This is a genomic window from Marinobacter sp. S6332 (assembly GCF_023016045.1).
Classification (GTDB): Bacteria; Pseudomonadota; Gammaproteobacteria; order Pseudomonadales; family Oleiphilaceae; genus Marinobacter.
This window is the reverse complement of the sequence record NZ_JALKAP010000011.1, coordinates 125332-144271: the sequence shown is the minus strand read 5'-3', so window position 1 is coordinate 144271 and position 18940 is coordinate 125332. Positions and strand designations below refer to the sequence as shown.

17 protein-coding genes are annotated in these 18940 nt (G+C 53.8%); 14 read left to right on the top strand and 3 right to left on the bottom strand.

Annotated elements, in window-relative coordinates; all coding sequences use genetic code 11:
- The 4 genes from MWU62_RS15345 to MWU62_RS15330 all read left to right on the top strand — a co-directional run bounded on the left by MWU62_RS15345 (position 1) and on the right by MWU62_RS15330 (position 4002).
- On the top strand, positions 1-789 hold the full coding sequence (locus MWU62_RS15345; RefSeq protein WP_348645653.1) for a hydroxymethylpyrimidine/phosphomethylpyrimidine kinase: 789 nt from the start codon (positions 1-3) through the stop codon (positions 787-789).
- Complete coding sequence (gene thiE / locus MWU62_RS15340) at positions 777-1445, top strand: thiamine phosphate synthase (protein ID WP_247115709.1); 669 nt, start codon at positions 777-779, stop codon at positions 1443-1445. Before MWU62_RS15345 ends, thiE begins: the two co-directional genes overlap by 13 nt.
- Positions 1446-1460: 15 nt before the next feature.
- A complete protein-coding gene (gene hemL, locus MWU62_RS15335) occupies positions 1461-2741 on the top strand; it encodes a glutamate-1-semialdehyde 2,1-aminomutase (protein ID WP_247115708.1) in 1281 nt (426 codons plus the stop codon).
- 343 nt (positions 2742-3084) lie between these two features.
- Positions 3085-4002, top strand: coding sequence for a triacylglycerol lipase (locus MWU62_RS15330; protein WP_247115707.1), 918 nt, complete (start codon positions 3085-3087; stop codon positions 4000-4002).
- A gap of 69 nt (positions 4003-4071) precedes the next feature.
- On the opposite strand, the gene MWU62_RS15325 is transcribed toward MWU62_RS15330, so the two are convergent.
- Both MWU62_RS15325 and mrcB read right to left on the bottom strand, forming a co-directional pair.
- Positions 4072-4641, bottom strand: coding sequence for a tetratricopeptide repeat protein (locus MWU62_RS15325; protein ID WP_247115706.1), 570 nt, complete (start codon positions 4639-4641; stop codon positions 4072-4074).
- Positions 4638-6971: a penicillin-binding protein 1B gene (mrcB, locus tag MWU62_RS15320; protein WP_281494932.1), complete on the bottom strand. Its 2334-nt coding sequence runs from the start codon at positions 6969-6971 to the stop codon at positions 4638-4640. Before mrcB ends, MWU62_RS15325 begins: the two co-directional genes overlap by 4 nt.
- A 120-nt stretch (positions 6972-7091) precedes the next feature.
- On the opposite strand from mrcB, the gene MWU62_RS15315 reads away from it, so the two are divergent.
- The 3 genes from MWU62_RS15315 to MWU62_RS15305 all read left to right on the top strand — a co-directional run bounded on the left by MWU62_RS15315 (position 7092) and on the right by MWU62_RS15305 (position 9476).
- A complete protein-coding gene (locus MWU62_RS15315; RefSeq protein ID WP_247115704.1) occupies positions 7092-8669 on the top strand; it encodes a bifunctional aminoglycoside phosphotransferase/ATP-binding protein in 1578 nt (525 codons plus the stop codon).
- 67 nt (positions 8670-8736) lie between these two features.
- A complete protein-coding gene (locus MWU62_RS15310) occupies positions 8737-9093 on the top strand; it encodes a pentapeptide repeat-containing protein (RefSeq protein WP_216006332.1) in 357 nt (118 codons plus the stop codon).
- On the top strand, positions 9090-9476 hold the full coding sequence (locus MWU62_RS15305; protein WP_247115703.1) for a Rieske 2Fe-2S domain-containing protein: 387 nt from the start codon (positions 9090-9092) through the stop codon (positions 9474-9476). Before MWU62_RS15310 ends, MWU62_RS15305 begins: the two co-directional genes overlap by 4 nt.
- On the opposite strand, the gene sfsA is transcribed toward MWU62_RS15305, so the two are convergent.
- Complete coding sequence (gene sfsA, locus MWU62_RS15300) at positions 9460-10191, bottom strand: DNA/RNA nuclease SfsA (protein WP_247115702.1); 732 nt, start codon at positions 10189-10191, stop codon at positions 9460-9462. The two genes, MWU62_RS15305 and sfsA, sit on opposite strands and share 17 nt — an antisense overlap.
- A 181-nt stretch (positions 10192-10372) precedes the next feature.
- Between sfsA and dksA the strand changes: the two genes are divergently transcribed.
- The 7 genes from dksA to folK all read left to right on the top strand — a co-directional run bounded on the left by dksA (position 10373) and on the right by folK (position 18919).
- Positions 10373-10813 (top strand): RNA polymerase-binding protein DksA, encoded by a 441-nt coding sequence (dksA, locus tag MWU62_RS15295; RefSeq protein ID WP_247115701.1) that lies wholly within the window; start codon positions 10373-10375, stop codon positions 10811-10813.
- Positions 10814-10876: 63 nt separating this feature from the next.
- Positions 10877-11752 carry a tRNA glutamyl-Q(34) synthetase GluQRS gene (gene gluQRS, locus MWU62_RS15290; RefSeq protein ID WP_247115700.1) on the top strand — a complete coding sequence of 292 codons (876 nt, stop codon included), beginning with the start codon at positions 10877-10879 and terminating at the stop codon, positions 11750-11752.
- A 50-nt stretch (positions 11753-11802) separates the two neighbouring features.
- Entirely contained in the window at positions 11803-11979 is a 177-nt protein-coding gene (locus MWU62_RS15285) for a hypothetical protein (RefSeq protein ID WP_247115699.1), read from the top strand.
- The gene (locus tag MWU62_RS15280) at positions 11969-14932 is read left to right on the top strand and encodes a sensor histidine kinase (protein ID WP_247115698.1); all 2964 of its coding nucleotides are present in this window, start codon (positions 11969-11971) and stop codon (positions 14930-14932) included. Before MWU62_RS15285 ends, MWU62_RS15280 begins: the two co-directional genes overlap by 11 nt.
- Positions 14933-14939: 7 nt before the next feature.
- Complete coding sequence (locus MWU62_RS15275) at positions 14940-16337, top strand: sigma-54 dependent transcriptional regulator (RefSeq protein WP_247115697.1); 1398 nt, start codon at positions 14940-14942, stop codon at positions 16335-16337.
- Between the two features lie 759 nt (positions 16338-17096).
- The gene (gene pcnB, locus MWU62_RS15270; RefSeq protein WP_247115723.1) at positions 17097-18422 is read left to right on the top strand and encodes a polynucleotide adenylyltransferase PcnB; all 1326 of its coding nucleotides are present in this window, start codon (positions 17097-17099) and stop codon (positions 18420-18422) included.
- On the top strand, positions 18422-18919 hold the full coding sequence (gene folK, locus MWU62_RS15265) for a 2-amino-4-hydroxy-6-hydroxymethyldihydropteridine diphosphokinase (RefSeq protein ID WP_247115696.1): 498 nt from the start codon (positions 18422-18424) through the stop codon (positions 18917-18919). The genes pcnB and folK overlap by 1 nt, the downstream gene beginning before the upstream one ends.
- Positions 18920-18940 lie beyond the last annotated feature (21 nt).

Genomic DNA, 18940 nt, shown 5'->3' with positions numbered 1-18940 from the left:
ATTAAACACTACACTCGCCCTCAGGTACTTGTTCTCTCTGGCCTTGACCCTTCCGGTGGTGCCGGGATTCAGGCTGATATTCAGGCCATCACCTCACTGGGCTGCCACCCACTACCGGTACTCACCTGCCTGACCGTTCAGGACACCCAGAATGTTTACGGTGCCGAAGCCATTGACCCGGAACTCATTCGCAAACAACTGCGATGCGTTTCTGAGGATGCCCCCATCCATGCGGTGAAAACCGGAGCTATGGGCAGCTCTGCGGTGGTAGAAGTACTGGCTGAGTTTCTTGAGCAATACCCCGACATACCGGTTATAACCGACCCGGTGATCAAAGCAGCCGGAGGGGGCGACTTGGCAGATGACAAGCTGCTCGCCACCATGAAGGAACGGCTATTTCCGCTGACTGAGATGATCACGCCGAATGGCATAGAGCTAGCCCTCCTTGGAGAGAGTGATGACCCCGGCGAAGCTGCGCGCAAGCTGCTAGCAGGTGGCTGCGCTTCGGTGCTTGCAACCGGAGGGCATGGTTTAGGTGTTCGAATCACCAACATTCTCTATAACCATTCGCCGACGCCCATGTCGTGGGAAATTGAGCGTATTGGCGAGGAATATCATGGCACCGGCTGCACACTTGCAGCTGCGATTGCGGCGGGCCGGGCTCTGGGGCTATCGCCCCGAGCGGCCATCTCTCAGGCGCAGAATTACGTGCACCGCGCCATATTGCACGCTCTTGAGGTAGGCAAAGGCCAACCGGTACCGGATCGAGGTATCCTGTGGGAACCGTGAGAGCACGCATCCCAATCGGTCTCTACGCCATCACTGACAGTCAGCTTACCCCTCCGGGCACATTGATTGCGTCTGTGGAGGCGGCCCTCCGTGGCGGTGCAGTGATGGTACAATACCGCGAGAAATCATTACCCATGGCGCAACGTCTGGCCCAAGCCAGAAACCTGCGGTCTTTGTGTGCAGCTGCAGGCGCGCCACTGCTCATTAACGATGACGTTGAACTTGCCAAGCGCGTAGCCGCCGCGGGTGTACACCTCGGCCAAACTGACAGCTCTGCTACCGAGGCACGCCAAAAGCTCGGTGATGATGCAATTATCGGCATTACCTGCCATGACGATCTTGCTTTGGCCAAGGCTGCCACGGCAGCTGGCGCAAACTATCTGGCTTTCGGCCGTTTTTTTACCTCATCAACCAAACCGGACGCTCCAGCGGCTTCGGCCGACATTTTAACTAACGCAAAGAGTTTTAATCGGCCGATTACAGCCATTGGCGGCATCACTACAGACAATGGCGCACGTTTGATTCAAGCAGGTGCAGATCTATTAGCTGTTGTTGGCGGGCTCTTCGGGGGCAGTCCCGAAGCCACGGAGCAGAAAGCGAAAACATTCCAAAGGCTGTTCGCCAGCCACCACCCACTTTTTTTAACTCCCAAATAACAGGAGCTATTACACATGACAAATTCCGAAACCCTGTTTGAACAGGCACAAAAGTACATTCCCGGCGGTGTTAACTCCCCCGTGCGCGCTTTCCGAGGCGTGGGCGGCACACCTATCTTTTTTAAGCACGCTGAAGGCGCTTACCTGTACGACGAGGACGGCCAGCGATACATCGATTACATTGGCTCCTGGGGGCCGATGATTCTTGGCCACTCAGACCAGCGTATCAAAGATGCTCTGCACGCTCAGGTGGATCTTGGCGTTGGCTATGGCGCGCCCACCTCGCTTGAAACTGATATGGCCCGCAAGGTTTGCGAGTTGGTACCTTCCATAGAACTCGTGCGCATGGTGAATTCAGGTACCGAAGCGACCATGAGCGCCATTCGTCTGGCTCGTGGCTACACGGGGCGCGACAAGATCGTAAAGTTTGAGGGCTGCTATCACGGGCACGTGGACTCCCTCCTTGTGAAGGCAGGCTCTGGGGCACTAACCCTCGGCGTGCCCAACTCACCGGGCATTCCCGCCAGCCTAGCCGAGCTAACCCTGACGTTGGACTTCAACGACATAGACGGCGTTAGGGAAACCTTCAAAGAAATGGGCGATCAAATTGCCGCCATCATTGTAGAGCCGATTGCAGGCAACATGAACTGCATTCCAGCGGTCCCCGGTTTCCTAGAGGCACTTCGGGAAGTCTGTGACGAGCATGGCACGGTGCTGATTTTTGATGAGGTTATGTCCGGGTTTAGGGTCGCTTTGGGCGGAGCTCAGGAACTGTACGGCGTAACCCCGGACTTGACCGCTCTAGGCAAGGTAATCGGCGGCGGACTGCCTGTTGGCGCCTTTGGCGGAAAACGGGAGATTATGGAACACATAGCCCCGCTTGGCCCGGTTTATCAGGCTGGCACACTAAGCGGGAACCCGCTGGCCATGAGCGCTGGCCTTGCCACACTCAACGCTATTTCCGAGCCCGGTTTTCACGACCGCCTCACTGACAAAACCGTAGCATTGCGAGACGGTTTGAAGGCCGCTGCAGACGCCACCGGCGTTCCATTGGCTGTTCAGGGCGCGGGCGCAATGTTCGGATTTTTCTTCACCGAAGAGCCCAGCATTACACGCTTTGGCCAAGTAATGGCCTGCGATGCCGAACGCTTCAAGAAGTTCTTCCAAGGGATGCTAAAAGAAGGCATATATCTAGCCCCATCAGCGTTTGAAGCCGGATTCACCAGCGCAGCTCTGACGAATGAGGACATCGCCGATACGATTAAAGCGGCGAAAAAAGTCATGGCTAGCCTCTAAAGAAGTAGATAAGCAATAGTCTGGACAGGCTCACGGAGGGAACTATCAAATTGATAGATCCCTCCGTGCCTGATTCGAGACACCCTTCACACTTTAACCGCTATTAAATCAACTTAGCCTCTTCTGCCGTTGACTTGTCACCCTCGCTGATCAAATTATAGCCATATCTCACGAGAGATGATCTGCTGGCACAAACTTAACAAATATAATTCAAGTAACACCGAGCAGAGGCCTCTAGTTAAAGCGCTAATGCGTTTGGCTTAGGCATGCAGTATCTGTAACAGCTCGTTAGGTTGAGCCGCAGTTTGAATAAAAAACATAAACTCAAGCTGTAGGATGAACAATGAAACTTTGGATCAAAACACTAGCTCTGGTTGTAACCATTGCCTGGTCAGCACCCTCTGCCGCATGGTGGTGGAAAAAGCCTTCTAGCTACGCCGACACCCGTTATCCCGTGGTACTGGTTCACGGTATGTTCGGCTTTGACTCCCTTCTGGGCGTAGATTACTTCTATGGCATCGCGGAAGATCTACGTAAGAATGGCGCGGAAGTTTATATCACCGTGGTTCCTGGGCTGGAGAGCACCATCGCCCGTGGCGAAGCCTTGTTACCGCAAGTTGAGGCGATTGCCGCCGTTCACGGCAAGGTAAACCTGATTGGCCACAGTCACGGTGGACCAACCGCCCGTTATATTTCCCGGGTACGACCAGAGCTGGTGGCCTCAGTTACATCCGTTGGCTCACCCCACAAAGGTTCTCCAGTTGCAGATGTCATTGTTGAGTCTCCCGCGAGCAGCCTTGCAAACACTCTGGGCGATGCCCTCGGCGGCCTGATCGATTTAATCTCGGACGGCGGATACGATCAAAGCATGCAGGCAAGCTTGCAGTCGCTTTCAACCCAAGGCAGCGCAGAGTTCAATAATTTCGCACCCGCAGGCATCCCAACAAGTGCCTGTGGAGAGGGAGCCAGCTCTGCAAACGGAGTGCGCTTTTACTCGTGGGGCGGCACTGGAGTTGTAACAAACCTTCTGGACCCGTCTGACGCATTGCTCGGCATCACTAGCGTGGCGTTCAACTCTAGCGCCAACGACGGCATGGTAGGACGCTGCAGTAATCACTTTGGCAAGATTATTCGAGACAATTACTTCATGAACCATCTTGATGAAGTAAATCAGGCACTGGGGCTGCACAGCTTGTTTGAGACAGACCCGAAAGCTGTTTTTAAGCAGCATGTAAACCGGCTGAAAAACGCTGGTCTATAAGCAAAAATAGACCCTGCTTGGAGGTGGCTCCAGCAGGGTCGCTTAACACGTTTAATAGGGAGCCCGTACTTAAAGGGCCGCCGCCCGCTCTTCGGCTTGACTAGCCCCTGCTACGTTACCCCGCGCTCTGCGGATATCCGCCAGCAGTAACCAACCCGCACGCTGCAGCCGGGAGTCGCTACCCGCAAGAGATAACCCCTTCAACGTAAATTGCTCTGCAGGCCCCAGCTTATTGCCTGCCACATAGGCTTGCGACAACTTAAAGTAGATTTCCGCCGATCTGGGCGCGATTCTTTGGGCGCGTTCCAAGCGTACAATGGCACCCCCGGCATCACCGCTCTTCAGCAGCTTGTCGGCTTCGCGCACCAAACTAAGAGCTGCTGGTGAAAGTTGTTCGCCGGTATATTGATAGCTCGGTTTACTCCTGCGTTCGGGCCGCTGTTCGGATTCCCCGCTGTCAGTTTGTTCGCTTTTGCGCCACACCTGACTCTGTTTTTCATCAGCCGTCTGCGGGGGTTCCGGTGTTCGGGACGAACCACCCGCGGGCACGTATATTGAGCCGCCCGGGCCAGAAGCACACCCAGCTAAACTTAAAAGCGCTGCCAACATACCTGCATGTAAAAAACCTTGCCTACTCATTGGAACAGTCCTTCAAACCAACCTCGAATTTTCCGCTCAAGGGTACCGGAGCAGGACACTCTTTGTGTCGGCTCACTACCCGTTATAAACGGCAGAAGGCGCGCATTATCGCAATACTCATCAGTTAATGCCTGCTTTTCAGGATTTACCCAGTGATAACTCACGCCATCGGGTACTACCGGTGAAAAGCCGTGTTGCGGCACCTGCGCCATAAATCGTGACCATACTGGCAAGGCTCCGGTAGCGCCCGTTAGTGCGGTTGGCCCGTTATCGTCGCGACCAACCCAGGCAACCGCCAGCAAGTCACCGCTGAACCCGGCAAACCAAGAGTCGCGGCCATCATCGGTTGTTCCGGTTTTACCAGCCAGCGTTAACTCCTTTGGCACGGAATAATAGGCTGAGCGACCCGTGCCCTCTTGCATGGTTTCCTGCATTGCGTACTGCACCAGATGAACCGCCGTCGGGTCTGCAACTTGATCCACTTCCAGACTATAGCGTGACAGTGCCTCGCCGCCGGGGCCTGTCACCTCTCTTATGGTCCGTAAGGGCGTATTAAACCCGGAGGTCGCCAGCCCTTGATAGATTTGAGCAACGGTTACCGGGCTCATGGCAACCGAGCCTAACAACATTGAGGGATATTCAGAGATGGGCGTAACAACACCAAATGCCCGTAAGGTTTTGCTAACAGCCGGAATGCCAACGTCCAGCCCTACCCGCACTGCTGGCAAGTTATAAGACTTCGATAGAGCACGATGCAGAGGGACTTCGCCCCGCTCTTCACCATCGTAATTCTTCGGCTGCCAGCGCCGGCCATCGTCAAATTCAAGGGTGAATGACTTATCCAGTACCGGTGTCATAAGGGTATAGCGATCCGGTTGTTCCAAAGCAGTCAGATAGGTAAAAGGTTTAATCAGTGATCCTATCGGACGGTTGGCATCCAAGGCCCGATTGAATCCGGCGTACTGGGGATCTTTTCCGCCAACGAGCGCCAGAACTTCACCTGTATCTTTGGCGGTAACCACAAGAGTCGCTTCCAGAGCTTTGGCGGTCTTGCCTTTTGCCAGCCGAGGCAAGGTGTCCGTAACAGCATACTCAGCGGCATACTGAATAGCGGGGTTTAACGTGGTAAAGATGCGCAGGCCTTCGCTGCGCAGATCCTGCTCCTTGTAGTCCCGAGCCAGGTGTCGGCGCACCAGATCAATATAGGCAGGGTATCGGTTTTCTGAGTAGGAGGGTTTGGCGCTCACGCCAAGTGACAAGCCGCGCGCCCGTGCGGCCTTTGAAGCATCGATAAGGCCCGCGTCTTCCATCTCGCTGATCACCAAATTACGTCGCTGGGTCGCGCGCTCGGGGTGCCGCCGGGGATTGTAGTAGCTTGGCCCTTTCACCATGCCCACAAGCAGGGCAATCTGGTGCACATCAAGATCTTTTAACGACTCGCCAAAATAGAATTGGCTTGCCAGCCCGAACCCGTTGATGCTGCGCCTGCCGGCCTGCCCTAGATACACTTCGTTTAGGTAGGTTTCCAGTATGTCGTCTTTCTCGTAGTGAAGCTCTAGCAAGATAGACATCAAGGCTTCGTTACCCTTGCGTAACAGCGTTTGATCCCGGGTAAGGAAAAAGTTTTTCACCAACTGCTGCGTCAAAGTACTCCCACCCTGTACGACACGCCCGGCGCGCAGGTTGGCCAGCAATGCACGCCCGATAGAAGCCGGTGCGATTCCGAAATGGTCATAAAACTTACGGTCTTCCACCGCCATCAGCGCCTTGGGTAGCAAAGCTGGGACTTCATCGAGCCGAACTAGAATACGATCCTCTTTATGTGCCGGATATATTCCGCCAATGCGAGCAGGCTCAAGCCTCACTATGGCTGAGTTGTCACCGGAGGACACACGAAAGTCCTGAATTCGGTCACTGTAGATATTCAAGGAGAGCTTTCTTCTGGGTTCTGCACCATCAGGGAAGCGAAACCCGCGGGTGCTGATAATAAAGTGGCCACCATTGCGCCGATAACTTCCCGGCTTTGTTCCGTCTCCCTTGCGATAACCCGAGAGCGCCAGCTCACGCTCCAGCGCTCCTGAGCTCACGCCGGCGCCGTCGTATAACTCCAGCGGCCGCGCATACACCCGAGAAGGTACTTCGAAGCGTCGCCCCTCAAACCGGGACGTAACCACCGCATCAAGGTAAACCATCCAGCATGCAAGCAGCACAGCGCCAATAGCAAACACTCGTATAAACAGTTTCCAGAACCAGGAGCGGCGTTCGCTTCGGCCATTTTTTCTTTGTGGTTTTCTACTAGACTTTTTTGTTGAGGGGCTGTTTTTTTTCATGGGCGGATTATAACGAAGCCGACACAAGATAAGGCAGGCCAACTATGTGTTATTTCTGTAACCTGCCCGTTATGATAGAGCAATAAAAATCAATGAGTTCAGGGAAGCGAGGAGCACACCGTGAGTGAAACATCCCCAGGCAATCTGTTACTGGCATTGCAAAATCCAGCGCTATACCACCATCCTGTGGATGGATTTCAAATTATCGAAACTCACATCTCTCAGGTGATTCTGACGGGGCAGTATGCGTATAAGATCAAAAAGCCCATGGATTTCGGGTTTCTTGATTTCTCCACACTGGAGCGCCGCAAGCACTTTTGCGAAGAAGAGTTGCGCCTGAACCGTCGTCTGGCCGAGCCGCTTTACCTTGAGGTACTCCCAATCACTGGAAGTCCGGAAAAACCGGTGATTGGCGGCGACGGCGAGCCCTTTGAATACGTGCTGAAAATGCGCCAGTTCCGCCAGAACCAGTTGTTTGACCAGCAGCAGGAGTCCGGTGAGTTAAAACCTGAGCTACTTTCCAGCCTCGCACAGCAAGTAGCACACTTCCATGACAGCTTAGAGCCAATAGAAAAGGACAAGCCGCTGGGCACGCCAGAAGCAGTATTTGCGGCCATGCAGGAAAATTTTGACCAGATTCGACCATTAATTGACGACCCTGCCCTGATCAGCCAGCTCGACAACCTTGAGGCCTGGACCCAAACCACCTTCGAACGCCACAGAGATTTAATTGCACAACGCCGAAATGAAGGTTTTGTTCGGGAGTGCCATGGCGACCTGCACTTAGCCAATATTACTGTATATGACGGCAAGGTTACGGTTTTCGACTGTATTGAGTTCAATGAGCCGTTCCGCTGGATTGATGTGATAAACGATCTGGCGTTTTTGCTAATGGATCTGGAATCTCGACGCGAGTCAGCCCTGGCGAACCTCGTTCTGAACACCTATCTGGAATACAGGGATGACTTCAACGCCCTCCCTTTACTGCCTCTATACAAGACATACCGGGCACTCGTACGAGCAAAGATTGCTTTGTTTACCATGGCTAACCCGTCACTGAGCGCGCAGGAAAAAGAAAACCTGATGCAGCATTATCGTGACTATGCCCAGCTAGCCGAAGACTACAGCAGCATACCGAATCGCTACCTACTGGCCACCGTTGGCCTCTCGGCCAGCGGGAAAACTTGCGTCAGCGCAGCCATGTCTGCAGAACTGGGTCTTATTCGCTTGAGGTCAGACGTCGAGCGCAAGCGACTGCATGGGCTGGCGCCGTTGGCGAACAGCAACTCCACCACCGGAGATGGCCTATACTCCGCGGAAGCCAACGAGAAAACCTATTTACGGCTAGCGACCTTGGCCAGTGACCTGCTCGCAGCGGGCTTGCCCGTTATCGTTGATGCCGCATGCCTGAAAGAGAAAGAGCGCGCTCTGTTTGCTGCCGTTGCAGAAAGCCAAGGCGTTCCTTTTGCTTTGATTCATTGCGAGGCACCTGAAGAGCTGCGCAAAGAGTGGGTACGCAATCGCAAAGGCGATGCCTCTGAAGCGACAGAAGAACTTCTGGATGCACAAAAAGGCTGGTTTGAGCCTCTAACGGTCGAAGAAAAAACCCACACGGTTCACCTGCGTAGCGATCAGGAGCACGTAGCTGAAGCAGTGGCAGACCGCATAAGACAGCATTTTGGCCTAGCATCGAAGTAGCCGTTGCAAACGGGTTTAGCAGGCTATACTTGCTCAAGAACCGGTTAAAATGCCATAAGGAAAAATCATGGAAACCGACGCCGTACGCCATATTAAAGACCCGCTCTACGAAACGCTTCGCAAGGAAGATGTAGCAGCGTTCAATAAGGAAAAGCTATCGCGCACCGACCTGCCGAGCTTTGCCCATGGAGACTTCCGGGGGCTGGATTTGCGCGGGCTCGATGCCAAAGGGCTGGATCTAAGCCATGCTTACTTCCGGGGGGCAGACCTTAGGGGAGTAGATTTCAGCCATACTGACATGGAAGGTGCCAGCATTGCCGGTGCCAAAATATCTGGGTGTTTTTTCCCCCACAGGCTGGAAGCGGACGAGATTGTAATGTCGTTGAACCACGGTACGCGGATGCGTTACAGCGCCGGTAAATGACAAGCAAGCAAATAAGCCCGTGGCAGCCAGTATGCGATAGTGCGGAGTTACAACCGGGCCAGTTTGTGGAGTTCACACTGGCCCAAGTCGAAACCAGCACTCCAATGAGCACTGACACACTGCCACTGACGGGCTTTGTGTTTCTCGATGGCGGCACCCCCAGAGCTTACTTGAACCGGTGCCCCCACATGGGTGTTGAACTGAACTGGAAGCCCGGCTGCTTTATGGATGTCGACAACCTGTTCCTGCAGTGCTCCACCCACGGTGCTTTGTTCAAACCTCAGAACGGTGAGTGCATTGCCGGGCCTTGTCAGGGAGACGCTCTCACGGAACTGGATCTGCAGGAAACTGAAGGGGTTCTGGAAGTTAAACTTCCAGAATAACCGGCACGGGTTCAGTCAGGGTTAACTCGCCAGATGGATTACCGTCTTCATTGGCCAAAGACGCACGATAGGCAATCACCTCTACACCGGCATCACACGCCTGACGTAACAGTTGGCCGTAATGCTGGTCGACATGATCGGCGGGCCGCACCGTTTCAATACCGGTATGATTCACCACAAAAAACAGCACAGCCCTCTCACCCAAAGCTACCTGAGCCATGAGTTCACGCAGGTGTTTTTGCCCGCGGGTCGTTACCGCGTCGGGAAAGAAGCCCTGACCGTTCTCCTCAAGGGTTACGTTTTTCACTTCTACCCATGCGTCTGGCTCCGACTCATGGCCCGACAGCAGCAAATCAATCCGGCTTTTCTCCTCGCCGTACCTAACTTCTGACCGGCAGTGGCTATAACCACCAAGTTCACTAATGCGGCCCGCTTCAATGGCCTCCCGCGCTTGCGCATTTGGCCTTGCGGTATTTACACACGCCAACACCGCAGGTGCCGTCTCAACAAGCTCCCATGTATACGCCAATTTTCGTGCGGGGTTATCACTACGGCTTAACCACACTCGGGCATCCGGTGGCTGGCAACCCAGCATGGAGCCGGTATTCGGGCAATGGGCCGTTACCTCCGTGCCGTCTGACAAGCGCACGTCGGCCAAGAAGCGTTTGTAGCGACGAATTAAGCGCCCTTTAATCAAGGGTTCAGGGAATTTCATAAGCTCTCCAAGTAAGAAGTAGGCATCACAGGGCTGGCACCTCTGTGACTAATCTGCTATTTTCCGCAAAATCCCGTTTTAGGACGACTGCTTCATCCAAGTGATAACCGCGCCGCGGCGGGGGCTGGCGCGCAGGGAAGCACTGCGTTCTTGTGAGGTATATAAAAAGAGGCCGGGTCATATGGCAACCACAGCAGACCAATCACGTGAGCGTTTCACCAACTTCACCCCATACGAAATGAAGAAGGGTGAAGAATACATGAGTGCCGACATGGGCGAGCACTTCAAGGAGCTCCTGCTCCAATGGAAGCAAGAGCTCATGGAAGAAGTGGATCGCACCATGCACCACATGCAAGAAGATGCAGCAAACTACGCGGATCCCAGCGACCGCGCAACTCAGGAAGAAGAGTTCAGTCTAGAACTGCGTACCCGCGACCGCGAACGCAAACTGATTAAGAAAATTGACCAGACCATCGATCGCATCGATAAAGACGACTACGGATTTTGCGACCAGTGCGGTGTAGAAATCGGGACCCGTCGCCTTGAGGCACGTCCAACAGCAACACTATGCATTGATTGCAAAACCCTTGCCGAAATCCGCGAGCGCCAAACTGGCATTTAGAACAGCGTCCCCGAACTGGCCGGCGCATTCTATTATGGCGCTGCCGGCCATTCTGTTTTCCTCATGGCCACGTTGAGCCAATACCGGGGGCGGTTTGCCCCCTCGCCCACAGGTCCTCTGCATTTCGGATCGCTGGTGACAGCGCTGGCAAGTTATTTGGAAGCCAAGTCCGTTAATGGGCAATGGTTGGTTCGAATCGAGGATCTTGATCCACTTCGAGAGCCGCCCGAAGCAACCGGGGAAATACTAAGCAGCCTTGACGCCCATGGGCTGTTTCCAGACGAACCCGTACGCTTTCAATCCCATCGCCATTCCGCTTACCAAGCAGCTATTGAGCAACTGCTTAAAACAGGCAAAGCCTATCCTTGCAGCTGCTCACGCAAGCAACTTCAGGCCCACCAAGGCAGGCACCCGCAACTCTGTAGAGACGGCGGCAGTGCAACCAAAGACCAGCCGTTCGCTATTCGCTTTGCACTGAGTGACGAACATTGCCAATGGCAGGACCTGTTGCTTGGGCCGCAGCAGCAGTTAGTGCAAGCCGAAATAGACGATCCGGTGATTTTGCGCAAAGAAGGCTTCTTTGCCTATCAACTTGCAGTGGTGGTGGACGACATTGATCAGGGCATTACCGATGTGGTGAGGGGTTCAGATTTACTGGATATGACTGCACCACAACTACAGGTTTACCGCGCCCTGAACGCCACTCCACCACGCTGGCTTCATATTCCCGTGATTGTGAATGAACAAGGACAGAAGCTATCTAAGCAAAACCATGCCCCGGCGCTGGACAACCGCAACCCGGTGGAAAACCTGTTTGCCGCCTTGAGTGCTCTCAACCAGCAGCCACCGCAATCGTTGCTACGTGAATCTGTAGACAATCTTTTAGATTGGAGCCGCGCGCATTGGAACCGCCGGGCCGTTCACCTGACATCCCAATGACTGTCGTGGTATAAAGCCTTTCACAATCTTTAGAGCGGATCGCATGCCGGATGTATATCTATCGCCTGGTTTTTTTGCTGGTTCTGGCCATCTATATATTCTCTCCCAACATTCTTGACTGGTGGACGTCTCCAGATAATGCCTGGTATAGCCCCTTCGTGATTTGGGCTGGCCTTATTGCCATCGGTTTCTGGCTCGAATGGCTGCGGGACCCGAATGAGTTTTAGTGCATCTGGCCTGCTTTTCGCGAGCCTCCTCTATCTTATCCTCCTATTTGGAGTTGCCTGGGTTACCGAGCGTGGAGTGATACCTCGCCACTGGGTGCGTCACCCTCTGGTTTATACACTGAGCTTGGGCGTATATGCTGGTATCTGGGCAGTGTATGCAGCCGTTGGGTTGGCTGCGGAATCCGGGTATGGCTTTCTTGCCTATTACTTGGGAATCAGTGGTGCTTTTTTGTTGGCTCCGGTTTTACTGAACCCCATCATGCGAATAGGTCGCGCTTATCAGCTCACCTCCCTTGCCGACCTTTTCGCTTATCGTTATCGCAGCCAATGGGCGGGGACACTTGTAACCCTGTGTTCCGGTGGCGCAATCCTGTCGCTGCTGAGCATGCAAATACAAGCGGTATCCACCTCGGCAAGCATTCTTGCGCCGGACACCTCACCCCACCTGATCAGCGTAATGTTCAGCCTGATTGTTGTTCTCTTTGCCATGCTGTTTGGAGCTAGGCGCAACCGCGAAGTAGAGAATCATCCCGGGCTGGTATTGGCTATCGCTTTTGACTCATTGATAAAGCTAGTCGCTTTGCTAGTTATTGGCGGTGTGGTGCTATTTAGTGTTTTCGATGGCATGAATGGTCTCGAAACCTGGCTGGCTGGCAACACCACACCAGCAACCACCATGTCCCTGAGCATCGACGATGGAAGTTGGCGTGCGTTGATGCTCATGTCGTTTGCCGGGGCGCTGGTGCTGCCTCACATGTACCACATGACATTCGCCGAAAACCCCTCGCCAAAAGCCTTGGCTAAAGCTAGCTGGGGTTTACCGCTGTACCTTTTGCTACTTGGTGTTCCTATACCGCTTATTCTGTGGGGAGGGCAGGAACTGGCAGTTGCCACCGGGCCAAACTTTTACACACTGGGCATAGCACAAGCTCTCGAAAGCCCGGCTCTCACACTGTTCATGTACATCGCAGGATTATCGGCCGCCAGCGGCCTCATGATCGTAAGCACGCTAGCTTTAGCAGGCATGGTACTCAACCATGTGGTTCTTCCACTGAGAACCCCAAAGGATCAAGGCGACATCTACCGTTGGCTGCAGTGGGTCAAGCGCTTGCTGATCGCGGCAATCATCTTTCTGGCCCTGCTGTTCCACGAAACACTTGGCAAGAATCTGGACCTATCGATTCTCGGAGCCATATCCCTCGCCGGAACCCTGCAACTGCTGCCAGGCGCACTGGGGGTTATATATTGGCCCGAAGGTAACAGGCGCGGACTCATTGCCGGGCTAATTACCGGGCTGGCTATCTGGCTGATCACTCTGGTTTTGCCCTTTTCCCACACGGCCAACTTGCTAGGCTGGCTCAATGCGCCGATTGTTCCGGATTACAGCAGCTGGCACATATTCACGTTTGTCAGCCTAAGCGCAAACGTAGCCGTGTTTGCCCTAATTTCAATTCTGAGCACCAGCACTAGCGAAGAAGCCAGCGCGGCGCAGGCTTGTTCTATGGGTGCCCTATCTCGTCCGCAGCGACGTGAATTGCTGGCAGGCTCCTCTGTTGACTTTGCACACCAGCTAGCCGAACCGCTTGGTCAGGATGTCGCCAAGCGTGAAGTTCAGCGCGCGCTAGAACAACTTAAGTTGCCTAATGTGGAATACCGCCCTTATCAACTGCGGCGGCTGCGCGATCAGGTTGAGGTAAACCTGTCTGGATTGTTTGGCCCTTCGGTTGCCAGAGATATGGTAAAGCGCCATCTAGGCTTCAAGCCAATGGCGCGGGGCGGCACCGCTCAAGATATACGTTATGTGGAGCGCGCATTAGGCGATTACCAAAACCGGCTCACAGGGCTAGCCGGGGAATTGGACAACCTGCGAAGGCACTACCGGCAGACCCTGCAAAACCTTCCCATTCCTGCCTGCTCCGTAGGCGAAGACGGCGAGGTCTTGATGTGGAATCAAGCCATTGAAGAGTTGACCGGCATCACCGCCGACGAAATTGTTGGCGCCCGACTCATGGCCTTACCTGAGCACTGGCACCATTTGCTGGACGACTTCAACAGCGGCGAGGATCTGCACCGCTATAAGCACCGCCTAGATCTACGGGGTCGTCCACATTGGTTGAACTTGCACAAAGCAGCATTAAGCGGCCCCGACCATCCTGAGGGCGGCAGTGTCATTCTGGTAGAGGATCAAACCGAAACACGGCTACTGGAAGACGAATTGATGCACAGCGAACGGCTGGCTTCGGTAGGGCGCCTGGCCGCAGGCGTTGCCCATGAAATCGGCAACCCGGTTACGGGCATTTCCTCGTTGGCACAGAACCTTAAACTAGAGACGGATAACCCCGACATTCTGGAAACTGCCAGCCAGATCCAACAACAAACACGCCGTATATCAACCATCCTGCAATCGCTAATGAACTTTGCACGCACAGGCAACCACGCACAGGCCAACCGGTACGAGCCAGTGAGCATCCGCCGCTGCGTAGATGAATCCAGAAACCTTCTGTCTCTAAGCAATGAAGGAATGAAAATCCATTACGTTAACGATTGTCCTGAAACACTTCAGATTTTGGGTGACGAGCAACGGCTTGTGCAGGTTTTCGTGAACCTCTTGGCCAACGCCCGGGATGCCTCACCGGAAGGCGGAACCATACGGGTGGCTGGCAAGAAAGATGGCTACTCGGCTATCATCGAGGTCATTGACGAGGGCTCAGGCATACCCGCAGATCAGCTTGATCACGTATTCGAGCCCTTCTACACCACCAAGGCATCCAATAAAGGAACGGGCCTTGGGTTGTCATTGGTTTATAGCATTATCGAAGAGCACTATGGAAACATTCAGGTTGAAAGCCCTGCCGACCAAAAATCCGGTTTAGGCACCTGCGTACGATTGAAATTGCCAGCTTATGAGCCGGAGACAGACACCTCCGCAATCCGCCCGAACGAAAGGTTCTAAGACTGCTATGCCCCGTATTTTGATCGTGGAAGATGAAGATATTATTCGCTCCGCTGTACGCAAACTGCTGTTACATGCAGGCTACGACGTTGAAGACGTCGGCTCGGTGGAGGAGGCCGAGCAAAACTACGATCCCGACCAGTTTGACTTGATTATTTCAGACCTTCGTCTCCCCGGCGCCGCTGGCACAGAACTGATCAACCGCGCACCGAATACGCCAGTTTTAATCATGACCAGCTATGCCAGCCTGCGCTCAGCGGTCGATTCCATGAAAATGGGCGCAGTGGAGTATATTGCCAAGCCTTTTGACCACGATGAGATGCTAGCTGCCGTGGAGGGCATTCTCGCGCGCACCATGTCCCCGGCACAAGAACATCAATCAGACAGCCCGGCTGCATCAGAAAATGGTGACCCAGCCAGCATTATGTACGGCCAGTGCGAACCCATGCAGAGGGTATTCACACTCATTCGAAAAGTGGCACCAACAGAGACAACCGTGCTGGTGCAAGGGGAGTCTGGCACAGGTAAAGAACTGGTTGCCCGCGCGCTGCACCTGTTGAGCCCGCGCGCTGCCAAACCACTGATCTCGGTAAACTGCGCAGCTATTCCCGAAAGCCTCATTGAATCCGAACTGTTTGGCCATGAAAAAGGCGCTTTCACGGGTGCAGTCTCCGCAAGAACCGGGCTGATCGAAGCCGCCGACGGCGGAAGCCTGTTTCTGGACGAAATTGGCGAACTCCCGGCAGAGGCCCAAGCTCGTTTGTTGCGCGTTCTTCAGGAAAGCGAAATTCGCAAAGTGGGCTCAACTCAGAGCCGAAAAGTGAATGTGCGCATGATCGCAGCCACCCACCGCAACCTAAAAGCCATGACTCGCACCGGCGAGTTTCGGGAAGATCTTTACTACCGGCTTAACGTAATGCAAATACGGATTCCTCCCCTGCGGGAACGCCAGAGCGATATTCTGGGGCTTGCTCGGCGCTTTCTTACCGTTCAAGGCAACAAGGTAGGCAGGCCCAACCTAAACCTAAGCCCCGAAGCCATGCGGGCGCTTGAACGGCACCGCTGGCCGGGCAACGTGAGAGAGTTGGAGAATGCCATTGAGCGCGCCAGCATCCTCTGCGATGGCGATATCATTACGCCGTCGCTGCTGGACCTCGATAGTGAGGGAGGAGAGGAATATATCCCCGAAACCTTGGTGGAGGGAAACAACGAACAGGTCCACACGCGAGACACAGACGGCACTAATGACCTGTCCCTGGAGGACTACTTCCAGCACTTTGTGCTGGAGAATCAGGATCGCATGAGCGAAACCGAGTTAGCCCAAAAGCTGGGCATTAGCCGAAAATCCCTTTGGGAGCGCCGACAGCGGCTTGGCATACCTCGCAAAAAAACATCGGGAAACTGACTGGTGGCAAAAAATCACCAATTCAATCACTCGAGCAAAATATGAACGCTCAGTCAGATGTTACCGCCTGTTCCCGCCGGTAACACTTTGCGAGAAAAACAGGTGTTTCGGGTAACACTTATATTGAATACGGGGTAACACTTACATACCGAAAAAACATAACCCACTGTTAATAAACAATATTCGTAAACTGGCACGCCAACTGCAACCTCTTTAGCGCACGACAACAAAAACAAGAGTGACAAGGCAGCGTCAAAACAAAAACAAAAAGCTGCAGGAAAACGTTCAGTAACAAAAACAAAAAGAGAACGTGAGCGAACTGAGTGTTTTGGGTACTTTGCTTTTTTTTTGGTAGTCCCTTGGCGTTTACGAGTTGTAGAGATGCAGAGAAGAATCACCCTTGAGGTGACGTAGCACCTACCAATGACTTGTTCGATGTCTTTGACTGCTCATTGTGTTCAAAGCTTTCCGTTTGTACTGCTGAAAGGTCCCATTTTGGGGTTAAACGGTGGGGTAAAAAAATTAAGAAGAATCCCGGCAAAAAAATAAGAATAATGCAGATCGTCAATATTTTGAGGGCGGATTCGCGTAGGCGGATCCGCCTTTTGATTATGTGGGGCATGCAGATTCGAAGGCAAACGTGTGCAAATCCTGCACAAACCGTTAAACTCTCGGTTTTGCTCAACGCAACCACGGATTTCAATGCCAAAATCACTTTCCTCCATTTTCGAGCAATCCGTCGACAAGCTCCGCTCCTTCATGCCCGGTAACGGGAAGAAAAAGGCTCAGGTTTACCAACGACGGGAAGTTCCCAGAGACCAGCACAACGTCTCGCGTTCTGTAATAAGCGAGCCAGCCAAAAAGGTGCTCAGCCGACTCAACAACGCAGGTTACGAGGCCTACCTTGTAGGCGGCGGCGTTCGCGATATTCTACTGGGGAAACGGCCCAAGGATTTCGACATAGCCACCAACGCCACCCCGGAAGAAGTCCACGACCTATTCCGTAACTCACGCTTAATCGGTCGACGTTTTCGAATCGTTCATGTTGTCTTCGGGCGCGAAGTCATCGAAGTAACCACCTTCCGTGGTAACGCGGCGGAAGCTGACAACGACAACACCGACGATGATCGCAAAACCAGCGAGCATGGCTTGTTATTGCGAGACAATGTTTACGGCAACCAAGAAGAAGATGCATTGCGCCGAGACTTCACCGTTAATGCGTTGTATTACTGCATCCGGAACTTCACTGTTGTCGACTTTGCGAACGGCATTGAAGACCTGAGAAATCAGCAGCTGCGCCTAATCGGCGACCCGGAAACCCGCTACCGGGAAGATCCGGTGCGCATGCTTCGCGCCATCCGCTTTGCAGCTAAGCTTGGTTTTGATATAGAGCCGGAAACCGAAGCCCCTATTCAGGCGCTGTCGCAGTTACTGACCCACATTCCACCAGCACGGTTGTTTGAAGAAGTGCTCAAGCTGTTTTCTGCTGGGCACGGCGAGGCGACCTACAATCTGCTAACCCGTTACAATTTGCTGGCGCCACTATTCCCCGAAACCGTCAGGGCTATCGAGGCTGGTGAGTCGGATGAGTTAATCCGCCAAGCTTTGCGCAATACCGACGCCCGCATCGCTCAAGGTAAATCCGTTACCCCCTATTTCTTATTTGCAGCCATGCTTTGGCCCGCTCTACAAAAAGAGTGGCGCCAGCGCCAAGATAACGGCGACCCGGTACAGCCAGCCCTGCACGGAGCTATTGGCAAAGTTATTGGCAGGCAAGTACAGGCAACGTCTATACCCAAACGCTTCTCTGGCCCAATGAAGGAAATCTGGGAACTCCAGATGCGTCTGCCCCGCCGCCAAGGCAAGCGAGCCTTTGTAACCATGAGTCACCCAAGGTTTCGTGCCGCCTACGACTTCTTGCTGGTTCGGGAAGACTGCGGTGAAATCGAACCCGGCCTTGGTGATTGGTGGACAGAATTCCAGCGCTTAGACGAACGCGGACAAGAGCGCATGCTTTCAGAGCTCAGCAACGACGCGCCGAAAAAGCGGCGACGCCGCAAACCGGTCAAACGGCCAGCGCCTTGATGAAAACCGACGCTTTTATTGGTCTGGGCAGCAACCTGAAAGAGCCCGCCGCACAGCTGGCACGCGCTGTGGCGGGATTGGCTGCGCTACCAAAAACGACACTGATTGCGCAGTCGCCTTTTTATACCAGCAGCCCTGTGGGCCCGCAGGACCAACCCGACTTTGTGAATGGCGCAGCATGGATTTCGACAGAGCTTGGGCCCCACGCACTGCTAGACCAGCTTCAGACCATCGAACAAGCGCATGGACGGGAGCGACTTCAGCACTGGGGACCGCGCACGCTTGATCTTGATCTGCTGATATTCGGCACTCACGCATTGGATGACGAGCGACTTACTGTTCCCCATCGAGAGCTCCATAATAGAGATTTTGCTCTTCAGCCATTATTAGATCTGAAACCTGATTTAACGCTGCCGGATGGCACAGAAATCGTCACCCTAAGGGCACAATGCCCTGACAACCGGTTGCGCAAGCTTCCACCTCCGGATTACCCTTAGCAACTGAACGCCGGAAATCCC